The following is a 16,358-nucleotide window of genomic DNA, read 5'->3' as shown; positions in this document are numbered from 1 at the left end:
CTTTGGGGGTGCCTGGTGGGGGGTGGGTTGGCGGGGGCCGGGGGCCGAGGCGGGGGGGCGACACGGGGGGACCGACGCGACAGCCGCCCCGGTGGGGCGGGCGGCTGTGTTCAGCGATTCAGTTCGCGGCCCAGGTGACCGGGAGGCTGTGCACGCCGTAGATGTTCATGTTGGTGCGCAGCGGTACCTCCTCCGGCGGGACGGCCAGGCGCAGGGTCGGGAACCGGGTGAGCAGGGCGGGGAGGGCCACCTTCATTTCGACGCGGGCCAGTTGCTGGCCGAGGCACTGGTGGATGCCGTGGCCGAAGCCCAGATGGCCGGTGGCCTTGCGGTGGACGTCGAGGGTGTCGGGGTCGGCGAACTTCTCCGGGTCGCGGTTGGCGGCTTCGAGGGAAAGGGTGACCGACTCACCGGCCTTGATCACCTGGCCGTCCAGCGTGACGTCCTCCAGCGCCACCCGCACCGTGGTGTGGGCGACGGTCAGGTAGCGCATCAGCTCCTCGACGGCCTGGTCGGCGAGGTCCGGGGCTCCGCGCAGCGCTGCGGCCTGTTCGGGGTGCCGCAGCAGGGCGAAGGTGCCGTGGGCGAGCATGTTGGCGGTGGTGTCGAGGCCGGCGGCGAGCAGGAAGCTGCCGAGGCCGCTCAGTTCCTCGTCGGTGAGGTCGGAGTCCCGGGCCAGATCGCCGAGCAGGTCGTCAGTAGGGGCGGCCCGCTTGGCCAGGACCAGCCCGTGCAGGTACTCCTGCAGCCCGGTCATGGCCGCGTACTGTTCCTCCGGCGTCACGTCCATCGTCATCAGCGCGACCGTGTGCCGGTGGAAGGTGTCGCGGTCCGCGTACGGCACGCCCAGCAGCTCACAGATCATCAGCGCGGGGATGGGCTGGGCGAACGCCGGCACCAGGTCCGCGTCGGTGCCCCGGCGTTCCATGGCGTCCAGGTGCTCGGCGGTGATCTCCTCGACCCGGTCGGTGAGCTGCCGCATCCTGCGGACCGTGAACTTGCCCATGAGCAGCCGCCGGTAGCGGGTGTGCTCGGGTGCGTCCATCCCGGTCATGTCGCCGACCGGGGCCGACGGCAGGGGGCCTTCGGGCCCGCCCGGGAAGGGGTAGTGCATCAGCTCGTAACGGGCGCTGAAGCGGGAGTCGCCCAATATCGCGCGGGCGGCGGCGTGGCCGGTGGCGAGCCAGCCCAGGTGGCCGTCGGGGTAGCGCAGCCGGCTGAGCGGGCGCTCCTCCCGCAGCCGGGCCAGGCCGCCGGGCGGGTCGAACGGGCAGCCCGTGGGGCGGGCCGGGTCCAGGGTGGGGACTTCCTGAGAGCCGGGAAGGGGGGACGGGTCGTGGGTCATGGTGTCCTCCGGTACGAAGGGAAGGCGGGCAGGCGGGGGCCGGTGGGTGCGGGCGTGCGGGGGCCCGCCGGGTGTAGCGGGGTGTGGCCGTGGCGGGCCGGGCGGCGCCGACTCGGCTGTGCCGCCTCGGTTGTGCCGCCTCGGTTGTGTCAACTCGGTCGTGCCGTGTACGGGTTACCGGGCGCCTATCCGGTTGAAGGTCCGGCGGGCCCACGCGTAGCCGACCAGGGTGAGGACGAGGCACCAGGCGATGGCGAGGTAGGCGCTGTTGCCGATGTCGGTGCCCATCAGCAGACCGCGCAGCGTCTCGATGACCGGGGTGAAGGGCTGGTACTCCGCGAACCAGCGCAGTCCCGAGGGCATGGACTCCGGCGGGACGATGGCGCTGCCGAGGAAGGGCAGGAACGTCAGCGGCATGGGCAGGTTGCTGGCCGACTCGGGGTTCTTGGCCACCAGGCCGATTCCGGCCGCCAGCCAGGTCAGCGCCAGGGTGACCAGGACGAGGACGCCGAGGGCGGCGATCCATTCGACGGGAGTGGCGCTGGGGCGGAAGCCCATGGCCAGGGCGACGCCGATGACCAGGGCGATGGCGACCATGGTCTGTATGACGCTGCCGACGACATGGCCGGTCAGAAAGGCGGCCCGGGAGATCGACATCGTACGGAACCGGTTGACGATGCCCTCGGTCATGTCGACGCAGACGCCGACCGCGGTGGCCAGCGCCCCGGAGGTCGCGGCCATCAGGATGATCCCGGGGGCGACATAGTCGATGTACGCGCCGCCGCCCTTGGACGAGCCGCCGATACCGCTGCCCAGGGCTCCGCCGTAGACGTAGTTGAACAGCAGCAGGATGACGACCGGCATCGCGACGACGGAGAACGTCATGGACGGGTAGCGCAGCGCGTGCTTCAGGTTGCGCCGCAGCATGGTCGCCGAGTCCCGCGCGGCATAAGACAGCGTGCTCATCGGGCGTTCTCCTTCTGCGGGCCGGCCTGGCCGGTGAGGGTGAGGAAGACGTCGTCGAGGTCGGGGGTGTGCACCGTGAGGGCCTCGGCCTCCAGGGCCACGGACTCCAGGACGTCGAGGACGGACCGCAGGGCGGGGATGCTGCCATCGCTGGGGATGCGCAAGGCGAGCGCCTCGCCCTCGCGGGTCGCGGTGCCGAAGAGGTCGGCGGCCGAGGCGAGCCCGCGCTCGTCGCGGAACCGGAGGCGGATGTGGCCGCCGGGTATGCGGCGCTTGAGCTCCTCCGCGGTGCCCTCGGCGACCAGCACGCCCCGGTCCAGGACGGCGATCCGGTCGGCGAGTTGGTCGGCCTCCTCCAGGTATTGCGTCGTCAGGAAGATCGTGACGCCCTCGTCGGCGACCAGGCCGCGGATGATCTCCCACATCGTGCGGCGGCTGCGCGGGTCGAGTCCGGTGGTCGGCTCGTCGAGGAAGATGATGCGGGGATCGCCGACCAGGGTCATCGCGAGATCGAGCTTGCGGCGCATACCGCCCGAGAAGGTGACGACCGGCTTTCGGCCCACCGCGGTCAGCTCGAAGCGACGCAACAGCTCGGCGGCGCGGCGGCGACCCTCGCGGCGGGGCAGGTGGTGCAGGTCCGCCATCAGCAGGAGGTTCTCCTCGGCGGTGAGGAGGTTGTCCACGGCGGCGAACTGGCCGGTGACGCCGATCGCGGCGCGTACCGCAGCGGCCTCGCGGACCAGGTCGTGGCCCGCGAGCCGGGCCTGGCCGGCGTCAGCGGGAAGAAGGGTGGAGAGGATCTGCACGGTGGTGGTCTTGCCGGCACCGTTGGGCCCGAGCAGTGCGAAGACCGTGCCCTCGGGGATGGTCAGGTCGATGCCGTCGAGGACGACCTTGTCGCCGTAGGACTTGCGGAGGCCGACGGCGGTGAGCGCCGGGGCCGTTCGTGCCGGTGGGACGGCGGTGGTGGATGCTGCGGTCATGGCGGAAAGGTCCCCCCTAAGGTGTGGATGGCCATGTCACGTGGTGCCTTTGCGGTGCGGGGCGGTGCGGTTCTGGTGGGGCTGAGCTGCGGCATCTGTGGGTCGGTGCGTTCTCTGTGCGATGCGGGGCGCGGTGCCTCGACGGCAGCCGCGCGGTGGGTGTCTCCACGAGGTCAGCGGTGGGTGTCTCCGCGAGGTCAGGCGCGGCGGATGACGATGTCGCCGAGCGCGGTACGGGCCCGCACCTCGACGGTTTCGTCGGACGCGTCGGGGCCTTCGGCGGCGCCGAGTTCGTTGCGCACGCCGCCGAGACGGGTGTTCACGTCGAGCCAGGCGGCGGTGGACCGACGGATGCCGACCTCGATGTCGCCGGCGGCCGCCTCCAGCACGACCTGGCCGCGGGCGACCTCGCCGACCCGGAGGGTGCCGTTGGCGGACCGGGCGTCGACTCCGGCGTGGGCGACGCCGACGGAGATCAGGCCGTTGGCGGATTTGGCCCGCAGGTCGCCGTGCACCTCGCCGATCACGCTCTCGCCGTTGCCGTTCTTGACCACCGCCGTGCCTGCGATCTCGCCGATGTCGATCCGGCCCATCCCCGCGACCTCGGCGTCCCCGGTGATGCGGTCCACGCTGATGCCGCCGTGGTCGGTCCGTACGTTCACCGTTGCGGCTTCCTCGACCTGGATGCCGCCGACGGAGGTCTTGATCCTGCAGTTCCCGAGGCGGCCTTCGCAGACGATGTCGGCCACGGGTGTGGTGACCTGGACATCGGAGCCGGCCGGCAGCTCGATGCTCACGTCGATCGAGCCGTTCCTGCCGAACAGCGAACGCTTCTTGGGACCCTTGACCACCAACTGGCCGTTGGACAGCGAGACCTTGGTCTGCTGCGCGACCCGCACATCGGCGTCCTCCGCGGTGTTGCTCGGCACCACCTCGACGACGGTGTCCGTGCGCTTGCTCGCGGTGATCCGGGCGGAGCCGACGTCGAATTCGAGGGTGACGGAGATGGGTTCAGGAGTGTCGTATCCAGGCATGGCTGTGCCGTCCTCTTGACTGTGGTCTGCGTTTCCGCTGGTCAGCGGGTGCGGTCGGTTCGGTGGGTGCGGCGTGCGGTCGGTTCGGTGGATGCGGTCTGCGGTGTGCGGTGTGCGGTGGGAGCGTGTCGGGGAGGCCCTGGGGGCAGGCCCGTCTCGGGTTCTAGCGGACCCAGCCCGTGAAGCCCTGCTGGCCCCGGTGGCGGTTGGGGGCGGAGGGCCGGCTGACGCGCTCGCCCCGTTCCAGGGCGGTGGCCACGGCCCGTACGAGCCAGGCGTTCGCCGAGAGGCCCTCCCGCCCCGCGGCGTCCTCGACCCGGGCCTTGAGGTGGGCCGGGAGGCGGAAGTTGATCCGCGCGGTGCCGCCCTCGTCCGCCTCCGCGGGAACCGGCGCCGGGTGCGCCGCCACACCGGCCGTGCTCCCCAGCTCCTCGACCGTTTCGTACGGCTCCGCGCTCGGCGGCATGCTCACCACGAACTCGGGGTCGAGCCCGCGCAGCCGTACATCGACCGAGCCCGGCGCCAGGTCGCGGGTGACCTCGCCCATGGCGGCGGAGAGTGCGTTGAGCAGGGTGAGCCGGGCGGCCGACTCAAGGGGTGTGGTGAGGCGTTCGGCCAGCGCACGGGCTTCGTCCCCGCCAGCATCGGCGGCGACCGCAAGCTCGTGCCGGAGATTGTCGACGTACGGCGTGAGGTCCATGACGCCATCATGGCACCACCATGGCGCCATCGCAAGCATGAACGGCGCGCGAGTGGTGCACTCATGGCGCCACGGCGAGGAACCTGCAGGTCAGAGGCGGCACCATGGTGGGAAATTCCGACACCTCAGCATGCCACCACCGCGGCGCCACCCGGCCGCGCGTCACAGCGGAGGGCACGAGTCCGTCGCAGGAAGACCCACACCTGCCCGCAGTGCACGGTGTACCTCGCCCCCACCCCCGACCCCGCCCGCGACCGCGCACTCGTCCTGGGCCCGGGAGGGCTCCTCGGGACGGCCTGGATGGCCGGGCTGGCCCACGGGCTGCGTCGCGAGGGCGTGGACCTGGGCGAGGCCGAACTGACCGTGGGCACCTCGGCCGGCGCGATCGTCGCCGCCGCGCTCAGCAGTGGCCAGGACCTCGAACGGTTCGCGGCTCCCGCCCCTGTCGCGGGCCCCCGGCCGCGCCCGGACGCCCGGCTCATGGGCGAGGTGTTCGCCGTCCTCGGCGACCCCGGCCTGGAACCCGCTGAGGCCAGGCGCCGGGTGGGACGGCTCGCGCTCGACAGTGCCGATCCCGAGGCGGAACAGGCGCTGCTCACCGTGCGGCGGGCCCTGATCGGCACCGACACCTGGCCGGACCGTCGGCTCCTGATCACGGCGGTGGACGCCGCCACCGGCGAACCGGTGGTCTGGGACCGTTCCAGCGGTGTGCCACTGACGCAGGCGGTGGCGGCGAGCAGCGCGTTCCCCGGGGTGGCGCCCCCGGTCACCGTCCAGGGCCGCCGGTACATGGACGGTGCGCTGCGGTCGGGCACCAATGCCGACCTCGCCCGTGGATGCCGCGCCCTTCTCGTCGTCGACCCGATGGCGCACCCGCGGGAGCCGCTCGGCGCGGAGCCACTCGGCACGGAGCCGTCGGTCGCGGGAACGGACACCGTGGTGACCCTCGTCCCGGACCCGGCCTCGGTGCGCGTCTTCGGCTCCGACCTCAATGACCCGGCTGCCCGCGAACCGGCCTTCCGCGCGGGCCTTCACCAAGCCGCCGATGTCGTCGAGCAGTTGCGCCCCTGGGCGACGCAGCCCGGAGCTACGGCACGGCCGACGCGCCCCTGACCGCGCGGCGTTCGGTACCCCGTCCGACGGGAGAGCGGCTCCCCGGCTACGCCCGGCTGGTAAGCAGCTCCGCGGCCAGAGCGCGCCACTCGGTCAGCGGGAAGGCGTGGAGTTCGTCGGTGACGACCTGGACCGCCACGTGGTCGGCACCCGCGGCGAGGTGTTCGGCGATCCGGGCGGCGGCCCGTTCGCCGACCCGCTCCGGGGTGCCCCAGGTGAAGAGCGCGTCGATGAGGCGGTCGCTGCCGCGCGCCGACAGGTCGTCCGCGCTGAAGCCGCACCGCAGCCAGCTGTTGGCGTAGTTCGGCTGCGCCAGATAGGGCGCGAGAGCCGCGCGGGCCCGCGTCCTGGCCTCCGACGGGCTCGCCGCGCGCACCACCGACACCGAGGGCGCCAGCAGCGGGCCGTTGCCGAGCAACGTGCGGGCGGCGGCGGTGTGGGCGGGGACCGTGAGGTGGGGGTGGACGCCGGCACAGCGCGCGGCGGCGAGCCGGGTCATGTGCGGCCCGTGAGCGCCGAGGAACCGAACGTCCTTCGGCAGCGGGTGAGTTGAGCCGTCCAGCGCGTCGAGATAGCCGCGTAGCGCCGTATAGGGCCGCTGGTAGCGCTGCTCGAACTGCGGGTGGCTCACGCCGAGGCCGAGGAGCAGGCGCGCGCGGTGGTCCGCGGGCAGGGCGTGGTACGTCGCGGCGAGTTCGGACGCCGGCTGGTGCCAGATCGACACGCATGCCGGAGCCACGACCGTGCGGTCGGTCGCCGCCAGCAGCGCGGCCGTCGTGACGAGGTCACCACGGGGGTTGAGCCCGGGACTGCCGCCGAGCCACAGCGTCCCGTATCCCAGCTCCTCCAGTTCGGCGGCGGCTTCCCTCGCCCGGCCACGGTCGCCGTGCGCGAAGGCCCGGCTCCAGATACCTATGCGTCCCAGGTCCATGGCCTCTGTGTACCGTCGGGCGTCCGCCGCCGGGCCCGCGCGCGACCCGGTGGCCGGAATGGCCCGCGCATCCGCCCGAGACGCCGCTCTTGACCGGCGGGCGGGGTGCGGCCCCCGGCCCGTTGCCCGCGGCTTACGCGATCATGGCGAGCTCGGGGTCCTCCCGGAGCTTGGCGAGGGCGCGTGAGACGGCGCTCTTGACCGTGCCGATCGAGACCTCCATGACCTCGGCGGTCTGGGCCTCGCTGAGGTCCTCGTAGTACCTGAGGACGACCATCGCCCGCTGGCGGGCGGGCAGCCGCAGCACCGCGCGCCACATCGCGTCACGCAGCCCCGCCAGCTCGGCCGGGTCGGGTGCGGGCAGCGGGTCCGGCTCGGGGAGCTCGTCGACGGCGAACTCCTCAACCTTGCGCTTGCGCCACTGGGAGGTGCGGGTGTTGATCAACGCGCGGCGGACGTAGCCGTCCAGGGCGCGGTGGTCCTCGATGCGTTCCCAGGCCACGAAGGTCTTGGTCAGCGCCGTCTGGAGGAGGTCCTCGGCGTCGTTGGGGTTGGCGGACAGCGACCGCGCCGCGCGCAGCAGAACCGGTCCCCGGGCCCGTACATAGGAGGAGAACGAGGGGAACACGGCGGCGGTCGAAGCGCCTGTGCACACTGGCGTGGTCATGCGCTCCACGCTAGAAGCGTGGGTGGGTAGCGGGGATCGGCCCAAGGTGCCGAAGCGCCCTCCCCCTCAAGTTGTACGGCTGGGGCAGGCCCCACCTCCTTTGGGGGGAGGGGCGGGGAGGAGCACCCCTCAGGGCAGTGCGGGCGCACCCCCTGGGGCCGCCACACCGGCGCCCGCGGCGGTCGCACCGGCACCGCCACGGGCCGGCCGCGCACCGCGGCGCTTCTCACCCGCCCGCTGCGCCTCTCCCCCACCAGCCCCCTCAGCCGTCCGCCCCCAGCACCAGCCCCGATGTCGGCACTCCCGTACCGGCCGTGACCAGCACCCTGGCCGCACCCGGCACCTGGTTCACGGACGTGCCGCGCAGTTGGCGGACGGCCTCGGCGATGCCGTTCATGCCGTGCAGGTACGCCTCGCCGAGCTGGCCGCCATGGGTGTTGAGCGGGAGGGTGTCCGCGGCCACGAAATCGGCGGCCTCACCGGGGGCGCAGAAGCCGAACTCCTCCAGCTGCATCAGTACGAAGGGCGTGAAGTGGTCGTAGAGGATGGCCACATCGATCTCCGCCGGCCTGAGGGCGGCGGTGCGCCAGAGCTGGCGGGCGACCACGTTCATCTCGGGAAGGCCGGTCAGCTCGTCGCGGTAGAAGCTGGTCATCTGCTCCTGGGCGCGGCCGGCGCCCTGCGCGGCGGCGACGACGAGCGCCGGCGGATGGCGCAGGTCGCGGGCGCGCTCCGGCGAGGTGACCACGAGCGCCTGCCCGCCGTCGGTCTCCTGACAGCAGTCGAGCAGGCGCAGCGGCTCGACGATCCACCGGGAGGCCGCGTGGTCGGCGAGGGTGATCGGCCGGCCGTGGAAATACGCGGCCGGGTTGCGGGCGGCGTGCCGGCGGCCGGTGACCGCGACGGGCCCGAAGGCGTCAGGGGTCAGCCCGTAGGTGTGGAGGTAGCGCTGAGCGGCCATGGCGACCCAGGAGGCGGGGGTGAGCAGGCCGAAGGGGAGCACCCAGCCGAGCGCCGCGCCCTCCGCGGACGGCTCGCGCTGCTGGACCCCGGAGCCGAAGCGACGGCCGGAGCGCTCGTTGAAGGCGCGGTAACAGACGACCACGTCCGCGAGGCCGGTGGCGACGGCGAGGGCCGCCTGCTGGACGGTCGCGCAGGCCGCGCCGCCCCCGTAGTGGACCCGGGAGAAGAAGGTCAGTTCACCGATTCCCGCGGCCTGCGCGAGGGTGATCTCGGGGGTGGTGTCCATGGTGAAGGTGACCAGGCCGTCGACGTCGGACGGGGTCAGCCCGGCGTCGTCGAGCGCGTGGTGCACGGCCTCGACGGCGAGCTTGAGTTCGCTGCGTCCGGAGTCCTTGGAGAACTCGGTCGCGCCGATGCCGGCGAGGGCGGCCCGGCCGGAGAGCGTGTCGCGGCGGTGCAGGCTCATGGCGCGCCCTCCGGGAGGTTCAGGGTGACGGTGCCGGTGACGTGGTTGCCGAGCCGGTTCGTCCCCACGATCCGCACCGTCGCGGTGCCGCCGGCCACCTCGGTGACGGTGCCCCGCAACGTCATGGTGTCCCCCGGGTAGTTGGGGGCGCCGAGACGGATGGCGATGGTGCGCAGGGTGCAGCGCGGCCCGAAGTGATCGGTGAGGTAGCGGCCGACCAGCCCGTTGGTGGTGAGGATGTTCATGAAGATGTCCGGGGAGCCCTTCTCCCTGGCCGCCTCGGCGTCGTGGTGCACGTCCTGGTAGTCGCGGGAGGCGAGGGCGCCGGCGACGATCAGGGTGCGGGTGAGGGGGATCTCCAGAGGCGGCAGCTCGTCACCGGCCTTCACACCCGGCCCCCCGATACCCGGGCCCCCGACGTTCGGTCCCTCCACACCCGGCCCCGTTATCCCTGGTCCCGTCATCCCCGGCCCCTGTCATCCCCGGCCCTGTCATCCCCGGCCCTTGCATCCCCGGCCCCCGTCATCCCCGGCCCTCGCATCCCCGGTCCTCCTTGCGTGTCCGCCGGCCATCAGGCCCGCCTGCCTCTCCCTCCATGGGGCCCGCCCCCTCACACCGCACCGTCCTCGACCGCGCGGAACACCGGCAGCTCCAACTCCGCGTCGACGCGCAGGAACTCCAGCCGCACCGCCATCCCGATCCGCACCTTGTCGTGCGGCACGCCGATGACGTTGCTGACCATCCGCACCCCCTCCGCCAGCTCGATCAGCCCCACCGCGTACGGCGGGTCGAAGGCCGGGAAGGGCGGGTGGTGCATCACCACGTACGAGTGGACCGTCCCGGTGCCGCTCGCCTCGACGGCGGTCCAATCGGGAGAGCCGCACGCGTGGCAGCCGGGCAGCCAGGGGAAGCGCGGCGTTCCGCAGCCGTCGCACCGCTGGATCAGCAGCCGGTGCTGCCGGACGCCTTCCCAGAACCCGGCGTTGTCCCGGTTGATCACCGGCCGCGGACGTGCGGCCTTCGGCTCGGTCCGCGCCGGGGCGTACTTGAGGATCCGGAAGCGGTGGGTGCCCGCGAGTTCGCCGTCCGCCCGGACGTCCATCCGGGTCGTGACGAAGTGCCCGGCCCCCAGCTTGGTGGTCTTGCGCTCCGAGACCGACTCGATCACCGCGTCGAAGGTGATCCGCTCGCCGGGGCGCAGCGGCCGCAGATACTCCTGCTCGCAGTCGGTCGCGACGACCGAGGTGAACCCGGCGCCGTCGAGCAGCCCGAACAGCTCCTCGTACGCCGCCGAGCGGTCCGTGTGCCCCGAGAGCCCGCCCATCGTCCAGACCTGGAGCATGGCCGGCGGCGCGATCGCATCGGGCCCGGAGTACGCGGGGCAGGCATCGCCCATCACCTCGCACCAGTGCCTGATCATCGCCGCGTTGACCGGGTCCTTGCCCACCCCGGCGGTGGCGGCGGGCCGGCCCTCGTACGCCTTCAGGCGCGCGGTGAGATCGGACGGCGGGGCTTCTTCGGCGGGACGGGCCGGAACTCGCGGACGGGCCGGAACTCGCGGACGGTCCGGAACTCGCGGACGGTCCGGAACCTTCCGATGGCCCGGTTCTTTCGGACGGGCCGGATCGTTCGGACGGCCCGGTTCATTCGGACGGGCCGGATCGTTCGAGGCGCTCACCTCCACCGCCCCCTCCCTGTGCCCGACGCGACCGGACCGCCGATCCGGCACGACACCGTCCGCCGTTCCGCGGGCCCCCGGGCCGCCGGCCCGTAAGGCAGTAACAACAACCGGGCGCACGAGCCGAGTTCAGCGTGCGGATGCTCCTGGCACGCGGTGGGGGCGAGGTGCACGGCGGGCGGCCTCCCCTTCTGAGGGCCGTGCGTGCGGTGCGCGGCGGCGTTGCCGGGCGGGCAACCGCGACCGCGCGCGCACACACGAACGAGCGGGTTTCTGACTGTCCGTCAGAAACCCGCTCGCTGTCAAGGCCGGCGCTGTGAACCCCGGAGCAGCCCCACTGCCCCCGGCACCGGCCTCGTCACCTCACCCCACCGGCCGGCCGCCACTCCCCATGGCGGCGGGCCGGGCCCCGGGTCAGCCGATGTTGTTCCCGAAGCTGACGGTGGCGTTGTCCTGGTCGATGGCCGTGAAGCCGGAGCCGTTCACGCTCGCGGTGTTGTTCTGGTTGGAGGCACCGGTGCCGTTGGCGACCTGCTGCCCATTGGTCGCGTTGCCGTGATTGTCGCCGCCGATGAGGACGCCCCCCTGGCTCGTCGACGCAGCGCTGGAGCCATTGTTCGCAAAGCCGCCGTTATCGGCCTGCGCCACACCGGAGAGCAGCGCCACCGCAAAGGGCAGCGCGGCGGCTACGGCGAGGGCACGGGCAGTACGGGTGCTTGCCATGTCTATTCCTCCTACGGAACACAACTTCTGGATCTGTGGTGCTGGATCCGACCTGCCGGACCTGCCTGCTCGATCCCGCTCGACCCTGATCCGGATTGCATGAACTCCGTGTGTGCATCGGGTAGTTGGCCGACCACCGCGGTGCATTTCTCGACGTCGCGAACTCAGGATTGCCCACCGGATCCCCGGCGAACCCGTAGCGAAGGGGCGATTCCCCCGCAAGCATGAGGAAGCCCGGGTAAACCCCGGTCACCCCACCTCACCCCACGCCTCCCCACCCGTCGCGCCCCGGCGAGGTCATCGCCCGCCGGGGCCCATAGCCCACAAGGGTTACGGACTCACGCCACACTGCCCCGCACACCCGGCGCACGGACCACCCTCCGCACGCCCCCCTTCCCTTCGTCGAACATTCGTACGAAAATGGAGCCATGGCCATGCACCGACGCCATGCCGAACCACCCGCAGCCCGCCCGGCCGGGCCGCCCGCAGCCGCCCCGGAACCACCCGCCACCTGCCGTCCCGATCCGCCCGCCGACGCCGCCGAACCACCCGCCGCCCGTCCTGGCGAGCCCCCCGCCCCCGCGCACGGCACCACGCACGCCGACGCGCACGCCGCGGCGCTCGCCCACGCCCTGCGCGCCGCCGAGCACGGCTACCCGGTCATCCCGCTGACCCGCGGCAAACTCCCCGCCATCCGTTCCCCGCACCGCGGCCACCCCGAGGTCCCGCCCTGCCGCGGCGGCTGCGGGCGCCCCGGACACGGCGTGCACGACGCGAGCACCGACCCGCTCACGGTCCGCCGGCTGTTCGCCACCGCCCCCTGGGCGACCGGCTACGGCATCGCCTGCGGACGGCCCCCGCACCACCTCATCGGCCTCGACCTCGACACCAAGAACGGCGCCGACGGCCTCATCGCCCTGCGCTTCCTCGCCGAGGATCACGGCTTCCCGATCCCGCCGACGGTCATCGTCCGCACCCCGAGCGGTGGCTGCCACCTCTGGCTCACCGGCCCCCCGGACCCGCCCGTCCCCAATTCGGCCGGCCGGCTCGCACCCGGCATCGACGTCCGCGGGGCAGGTGGCTATCTGGTCGGCCCCGGCTCCCTCACCACCCACGGCCGGTACGTCCTGGCCCCGGGCTGCGCCTCCCACCCCGCCCCGGCGCCGACCGCCCTGCTCACCCTGCTCACGGCCCCGCCCCCGTCCGCCCACCGCGATCCGGTGCCCGGCGCCCCGCCCCAGTCCGCCGCCGCCCTCGTACGCTTCGTCCGCACCTCGCCGGACGGCCAGCGCAACGCCCGCCTCTTCTGGGCCGCCTGCCGCGCGTACGAATCCGGGCTCGGCCGGGAACTCACCGAGCGCCTCACGGAGGCCGCTTGCCACACCGGCCTCTCGGAACAGGAGGCCCGCGCCACGATCGCCTCAGCAGCCCACCGCTGACCGACTCCCCCACCCGTCACCGCCCCTTACGGACCGCGGACGACCACCCCCAACAGCCCCTCCTCCCCCTCGCGCGTCCCTCTCTCCCTCACGCACCCTTACGGGCCTCGATCAGGAACCGCGTCGTATGCGCCACGAAAGACCCCTGCTCGCGGATCAACGCGTCCAACTCCCGCAACCGGTCCCGGTATTGCTCAACGGTGAAACCGGGCACCATCCACACCACCTTCCGCAGGAAGTAGACAACCGCCCCGATGTCGAAGAACTCGGTCCGCAACGACTCGAAGCGCAGGTCCACGACCTTCAGCCCGGCCGCCTCCGCGGCCCGCCGCGCATCCTCCGGGTGACGGGCCCGCCGCACGTGCTCCGGCTGCGGCCCCAGAAAGTACTCCACCAGCTCGAACACACTCGCCGGGCCCACCTGTTGGGACATATACGTGCCGCCCGGCCGCAGCACCCTGGCGATCTCCTCCCACCACACCGTCACCGGGTGGCGGCTCGTCACCAGGTCGAAGGCCGCCGCACCGAACGGCAGCGGCGGCTCGTCCGCATCGGCCACCACGACCGCACCGCGCGGGTGCAGCAGCGCCGTGGCCTTGGCGACGTTCGGCGGCCAGGACTCCGTGGCGACCATCAGCGGCGGCAGCTTCGCCGCACCGGCGAGCACCTCACCGCCGCCCGTCTGGATGTCCAGCGCCGCCGACACTCGCGCCAGCCGTTCACTCATCGCCCGCTGATAGCCCCACGAGGGCCGCTGCTCGGTGGCCCGCCCCTCCAGCCACGAGAAGTCCCACCCCTCGACCGATACGGCATCGGCCTCGGCCACCAGTTCCTCAAAAGATCGCGTCATACCGCCACACTCACCGCCCTCGCCCCGCCCTGCCAGCGAGTTACTCCGCCCGCTCTCCCACCGGGAAGGTGAACTCCGGCCGGTCCCACATCACGGCCGGGGGATTCGCCCGCACCGTTCCGCTGGGCCGGGCGCCCATGCTGCGATAGAAGCCCTCGGCCGGCGGATGCGAGACCACCCGCACGCTTTCCACCCCGATACGCCGCGCCTCGCCCCGCATGTGCTCGACCAGCCGGCGCCCGATGCCGTAACCCTGCGCCTCGTCCGCGACAAACATCAGATCCAGCTCGGCCGGCTCAGCAATCAAAGAATAAAACCCGAGCACCCGCCCCGCACGGGATTCAGTGCCACCACTCCCAGCATTCGGAGAATCCTCCTCCACCGCAACAAAAACCCTGTGCGCCTCGATATAGTCCGGCCCCACACGGTATCCGGAAACCATCGCCGCATACCGCCCCTCGTACGCCCCCGAGCCACGCACCAGGCGGGTCAACCGAGCGGCATCCCGCCCCTCGGCCCGCCGTATCACCACCCCCGCCGCGCTACCCCGCCCATAAACATCCCCCCGCCTTATCCCTTTCCCCATTCCTCCCGCTCCCTTACGTTTTCCTTTTCGCTACCTCACCACATCACTCTCCCCCGACAATACCCCCGCCCAGCAAACCCCCACGACGACCTCCCCGGATCCCATCCCCCACCCCACCCCACCCCTTGCCGCGCATGACCTCGCATATTCCTCGCATGACTCGCATGACAGCCCCGCCACGCGCTGGCAGTGCGTGGCGGGGAACTCGCAGATTTCCATGCGGTCAGTCGGATCCCCATTCCTCAGGAGAGGGCGCCGGAACACGGAGCCGGTCCCAGGACGTCCGCCCCGGCCAACCGTCCGCGTCGGCTCCGGTGAAGCCCAGCTGCCGCTGGAAGCAGGCGTATGCCTGCCGGTGCTTCTCGTTCCACCTGGGCCCGGGACCGCTGAACCCATAGGGACCGCCGCAGCCCTCTTCATCCAGCCGCAGCCCCATGTGCAGGATGATGGGGCTTTCGGGGGGCGGCAGAGTCTTGAAGAACTGCGCACCGGGGAACGGCACCAGGTCCGGCTCCTCGGGACCGGGCACGGGAGCCGACGCCCGTCCGACGATGAGCCGCTGGCCCACCCGGATGATGTTCGGGTCCGGAATGTTGTTCCAGATCTGAAGCTGCTTCACAGTGGTGTGGAAGCGGGCGGCGATAGCGCCGAGCGTGTCACCTTCCACTACGGTATAAATCTTGTCGCGTGTTGTCTGTTGAGTGCTCATGACACTCACGCTAGAAGGCTTTACCCGCCCTCGCACGTTTTCACAAATGATTGAATTCATGACATCTCTGGAATTCGCTGCGCACATTCTAGACCCGCCGCACACCGACCGCACCCCGAATTAGTTGACCGGTCACTAAAACCCGGCGTCAACCGAATAAACCCACCCCCGCTCAATAATGCACCACGAAATAATTGAACAAACCACGGTCGAAGAAGGGGCGCGGAGGGCGCCACAGCGCCACTCCGCGAGGCGATCACGCGCCCGTCGGCACACCCGCATTGCCCAGGATTTCGCGCGCCGGCAAGGCAGTGCTCTGCGCGGCGGTCAGCCCGGACACCGCGCGATGCGCGTCCACGATCCGCACTCCGGCCGCGTAACCGGCGAAGTCCGGCAGCCCCACGGGCCGCTGCCCCATACGCTCCGCGGTGGCATCGCCCAGCACATACGCGGTCAGGTTCTGCATCCCCGCCACATCGATATCGGCGGTGATCCTCTCGTAGGCGCTCTCCAGGACGGCGCCGCTCAGCGCGGTCGACCACGGCCCCATGGCCTGCTCACCGGCCAGCTCCCGCACGAACACCTCGGCCAGCCCCTCGGCGACGACCTGTTCCCCCACCGTGACGGCCCTCGGGTCCCAGGTCACATTCGCGTAGCGCACATTGTGGTGAAGCTCGTGCGCCGCGCCGTAGCCGATCTTCTGCAGACTCGTTTCGGTGGGCCATATGACCAGCTGGATCGCGCCCGGAATGCCGCCCAGCCCGAGATAGCCGGCACTGCGGCCCGTCAGGTGCTCATCATCGGGGTCACCGAGCACCACCACGACGTGCACGGTCTCGGCATGCTTGATCCCGGGCACCGCCCCGCTGATCCGCTCCCACGCGCCGGCGAGACACTCCTCGACCCGTTCCCACACGCCCGCGTCCCGCATCCGACGCACCGCGGCCAGGTACCGCGGGTCCTCCCGGTCGAGCGGGAAACCACTCCCCATCCGGTGCATCTGCACCAGATCCACTTCACCCATCACCGCCGCCATCACGCCCTGCAGCGGACTGAGCATCTCCCGCAGGGCATCGGGCCGTTCCTCCAACGGACGCTGCAGGAGATCGATCATGGCGGACGCCGTGTCATGCACAACAATCTTCATGCCCCAGGACCGTAAGCCCTCCCCCAACAGGAGGCTCAAGCCACACCTCCACCCCGGA

Annotated in this window: 17 protein-coding genes; 2 read left to right on the top strand and 15 right to left on the bottom strand. The window is 71.8% G+C overall.

Going from position 1 to position 16,358, the window contains the following annotated elements; genetic code table 11:
* Positions 1 to 118 precede the first annotated feature (118 nt).
* The 5 genes from OO62_RS10945 to OO62_RS10925 form a co-directional block, all read right to left on the bottom strand.
* Positions 119 to 1,345 carry a cytochrome P450 gene (locus OO62_RS10945; protein ID WP_033267106.1) on the bottom strand — a complete coding sequence of 409 codons (1,227 nt, stop codon included), beginning with the start codon at positions 1,343 to 1,345 and terminating at the stop codon, positions 119 to 121.
* A 174-nt stretch (positions 1,346 to 1,519) separates the two neighbouring features.
* Positions 1,520 to 2,311, bottom strand: coding sequence for an ABC transporter permease (locus OO62_RS10940; RefSeq protein WP_033267105.1), 792 nt, complete (start codon positions 2,309 to 2,311; stop codon positions 1,520 to 1,522).
* Positions 2,308 to 3,294 (bottom strand): daunorubicin resistance protein DrrA family ABC transporter ATP-binding protein, encoded by a 987-nt coding sequence (locus OO62_RS10935; RefSeq protein WP_033267104.1) that lies wholly within the window; start codon positions 3,292 to 3,294, stop codon positions 2,308 to 2,310. The genes OO62_RS10940 and OO62_RS10935 overlap by 4 nt, the downstream gene beginning before the upstream one ends.
* 197 nt (positions 3,295 to 3,491) lie before the next feature.
* Positions 3,492 to 4,328: a DUF4097 family beta strand repeat-containing protein gene (locus tag OO62_RS10930; protein WP_033267103.1), complete on the bottom strand. Its 837-nt coding sequence runs from the start codon at positions 4,326 to 4,328 to the stop codon at positions 3,492 to 3,494.
* Between the two features lie 163 nt (positions 4,329 to 4,491).
* A complete protein-coding gene (locus tag OO62_RS10925) occupies positions 4,492 to 5,028 on the bottom strand; it encodes a hypothetical protein (protein ID WP_033267102.1) in 537 nt (178 codons plus the stop codon).
* A 219-nt stretch (positions 5,029 to 5,247) separates the two neighbouring features.
* On the opposite strand from OO62_RS10925, the gene OO62_RS10920 reads away from it, so the two are divergent.
* Positions 5,248 to 6,141, top strand: coding sequence for a patatin-like phospholipase family protein (locus OO62_RS10920; RefSeq protein WP_063738997.1), 894 nt, complete (start codon positions 5,248 to 5,250; stop codon positions 6,139 to 6,141).
* A gap of 46 nt (positions 6,142 to 6,187) precedes the next feature.
* Here the strand turns inward: OO62_RS10920 and OO62_RS10915 are convergent, their stop codons facing one another.
* The 6 genes from OO62_RS10915 to OO62_RS10890 form a co-directional block, all read right to left on the bottom strand.
* The gene (locus OO62_RS10915) at positions 6,188 to 7,072 is read right to left on the bottom strand and encodes a TIGR03620 family F420-dependent LLM class oxidoreductase (protein ID WP_033267101.1); all 885 of its coding nucleotides are present in this window, start codon (positions 7,070 to 7,072) and stop codon (positions 6,188 to 6,190) included.
* Between the two features lie 133 nt (positions 7,073 to 7,205).
* Entirely contained in the window at positions 7,206 to 7,739 is a 534-nt protein-coding gene (locus tag OO62_RS10910) for a SigE family RNA polymerase sigma factor (protein ID WP_033267100.1), read from the bottom strand.
* 262 nt (positions 7,740 to 8,001) lie between these two features.
* A complete protein-coding gene (locus OO62_RS10905) occupies positions 8,002 to 9,168 on the bottom strand; it encodes a lipid-transfer protein (protein WP_033267099.1) in 1,167 nt (388 codons plus the stop codon).
* Positions 9,165 to 9,557: a MaoC family dehydratase gene (locus tag OO62_RS10900; RefSeq protein ID WP_033267098.1), complete on the bottom strand. Its 393-nt coding sequence runs from the start codon at positions 9,555 to 9,557 to the stop codon at positions 9,165 to 9,167. Before OO62_RS10900 ends, OO62_RS10905 begins: the two co-directional genes overlap by 4 nt.
* Positions 9,558 to 9,778: 221 nt before the next feature.
* The gene (locus OO62_RS10895; RefSeq protein ID WP_033267131.1) at positions 9,779 to 10,654 is read right to left on the bottom strand and encodes a bifunctional MaoC family dehydratase N-terminal/OB-fold nucleic acid binding domain-containing protein; all 876 of its coding nucleotides are present in this window, start codon (positions 10,652 to 10,654) and stop codon (positions 9,779 to 9,781) included.
* 606 nt (positions 10,655 to 11,260) lie between these two features.
* Complete coding sequence (locus OO62_RS10890) at positions 11,261 to 11,569, bottom strand: hypothetical protein (protein ID WP_033267097.1); 309 nt, start codon at positions 11,567 to 11,569, stop codon at positions 11,261 to 11,263.
* A gap of 428 nt (positions 11,570 to 11,997) precedes the next feature.
* Between OO62_RS10890 and OO62_RS10885 the strand changes: the two genes are divergently transcribed.
* Complete coding sequence (locus tag OO62_RS10885; protein ID WP_033267096.1) at positions 11,998 to 13,008, top strand: bifunctional DNA primase/polymerase; 1,011 nt, start codon at positions 11,998 to 12,000, stop codon at positions 13,006 to 13,008.
* Positions 13,009 to 13,096: 88 nt separating this feature from the next.
* On the opposite strand, the gene OO62_RS10880 is transcribed toward OO62_RS10885, so the two are convergent.
* The 4 genes from OO62_RS10880 to OO62_RS10865 form a co-directional block, all read right to left on the bottom strand.
* Entirely contained in the window at positions 13,097 to 13,858 is a 762-nt protein-coding gene (locus OO62_RS10880) for a class I SAM-dependent methyltransferase (protein WP_033267095.1), read from the bottom strand.
* Positions 13,859 to 13,898: 40 nt separating this feature from the next.
* A complete protein-coding gene (locus OO62_RS10875) occupies positions 13,899 to 14,444 on the bottom strand; it encodes a GNAT family N-acetyltransferase (protein ID WP_033267094.1) in 546 nt (181 codons plus the stop codon).
* Positions 14,445 to 14,667: 223 nt separating this feature from the next.
* Positions 14,668 to 15,153 (bottom strand): peptidoglycan-binding protein, encoded by a 486-nt coding sequence (locus tag OO62_RS41515; protein WP_077193007.1) that lies wholly within the window; start codon positions 15,151 to 15,153, stop codon positions 14,668 to 14,670.
* Between the two features lie 256 nt (positions 15,154 to 15,409).
* On the bottom strand, positions 15,410 to 16,300 hold the full coding sequence (locus OO62_RS10865) for a DUF2268 domain-containing putative Zn-dependent protease (RefSeq protein ID WP_033267130.1): 891 nt from the start codon (positions 16,298 to 16,300) through the stop codon (positions 15,410 to 15,412).
* Positions 16,301 to 16,358: the final 58 nt, after the last annotated feature.

Origin of the sequence: Streptomyces lydicus (assembly GCF_000717345.1) — a bacterium.
Lineage (GTDB): Bacteria > Actinomycetota > Actinomycetes > Streptomycetales > Streptomycetaceae > Streptomyces > Streptomyces lydicus.
This window is presented reverse-complemented; position numbering and strand designations above follow the sequence as displayed.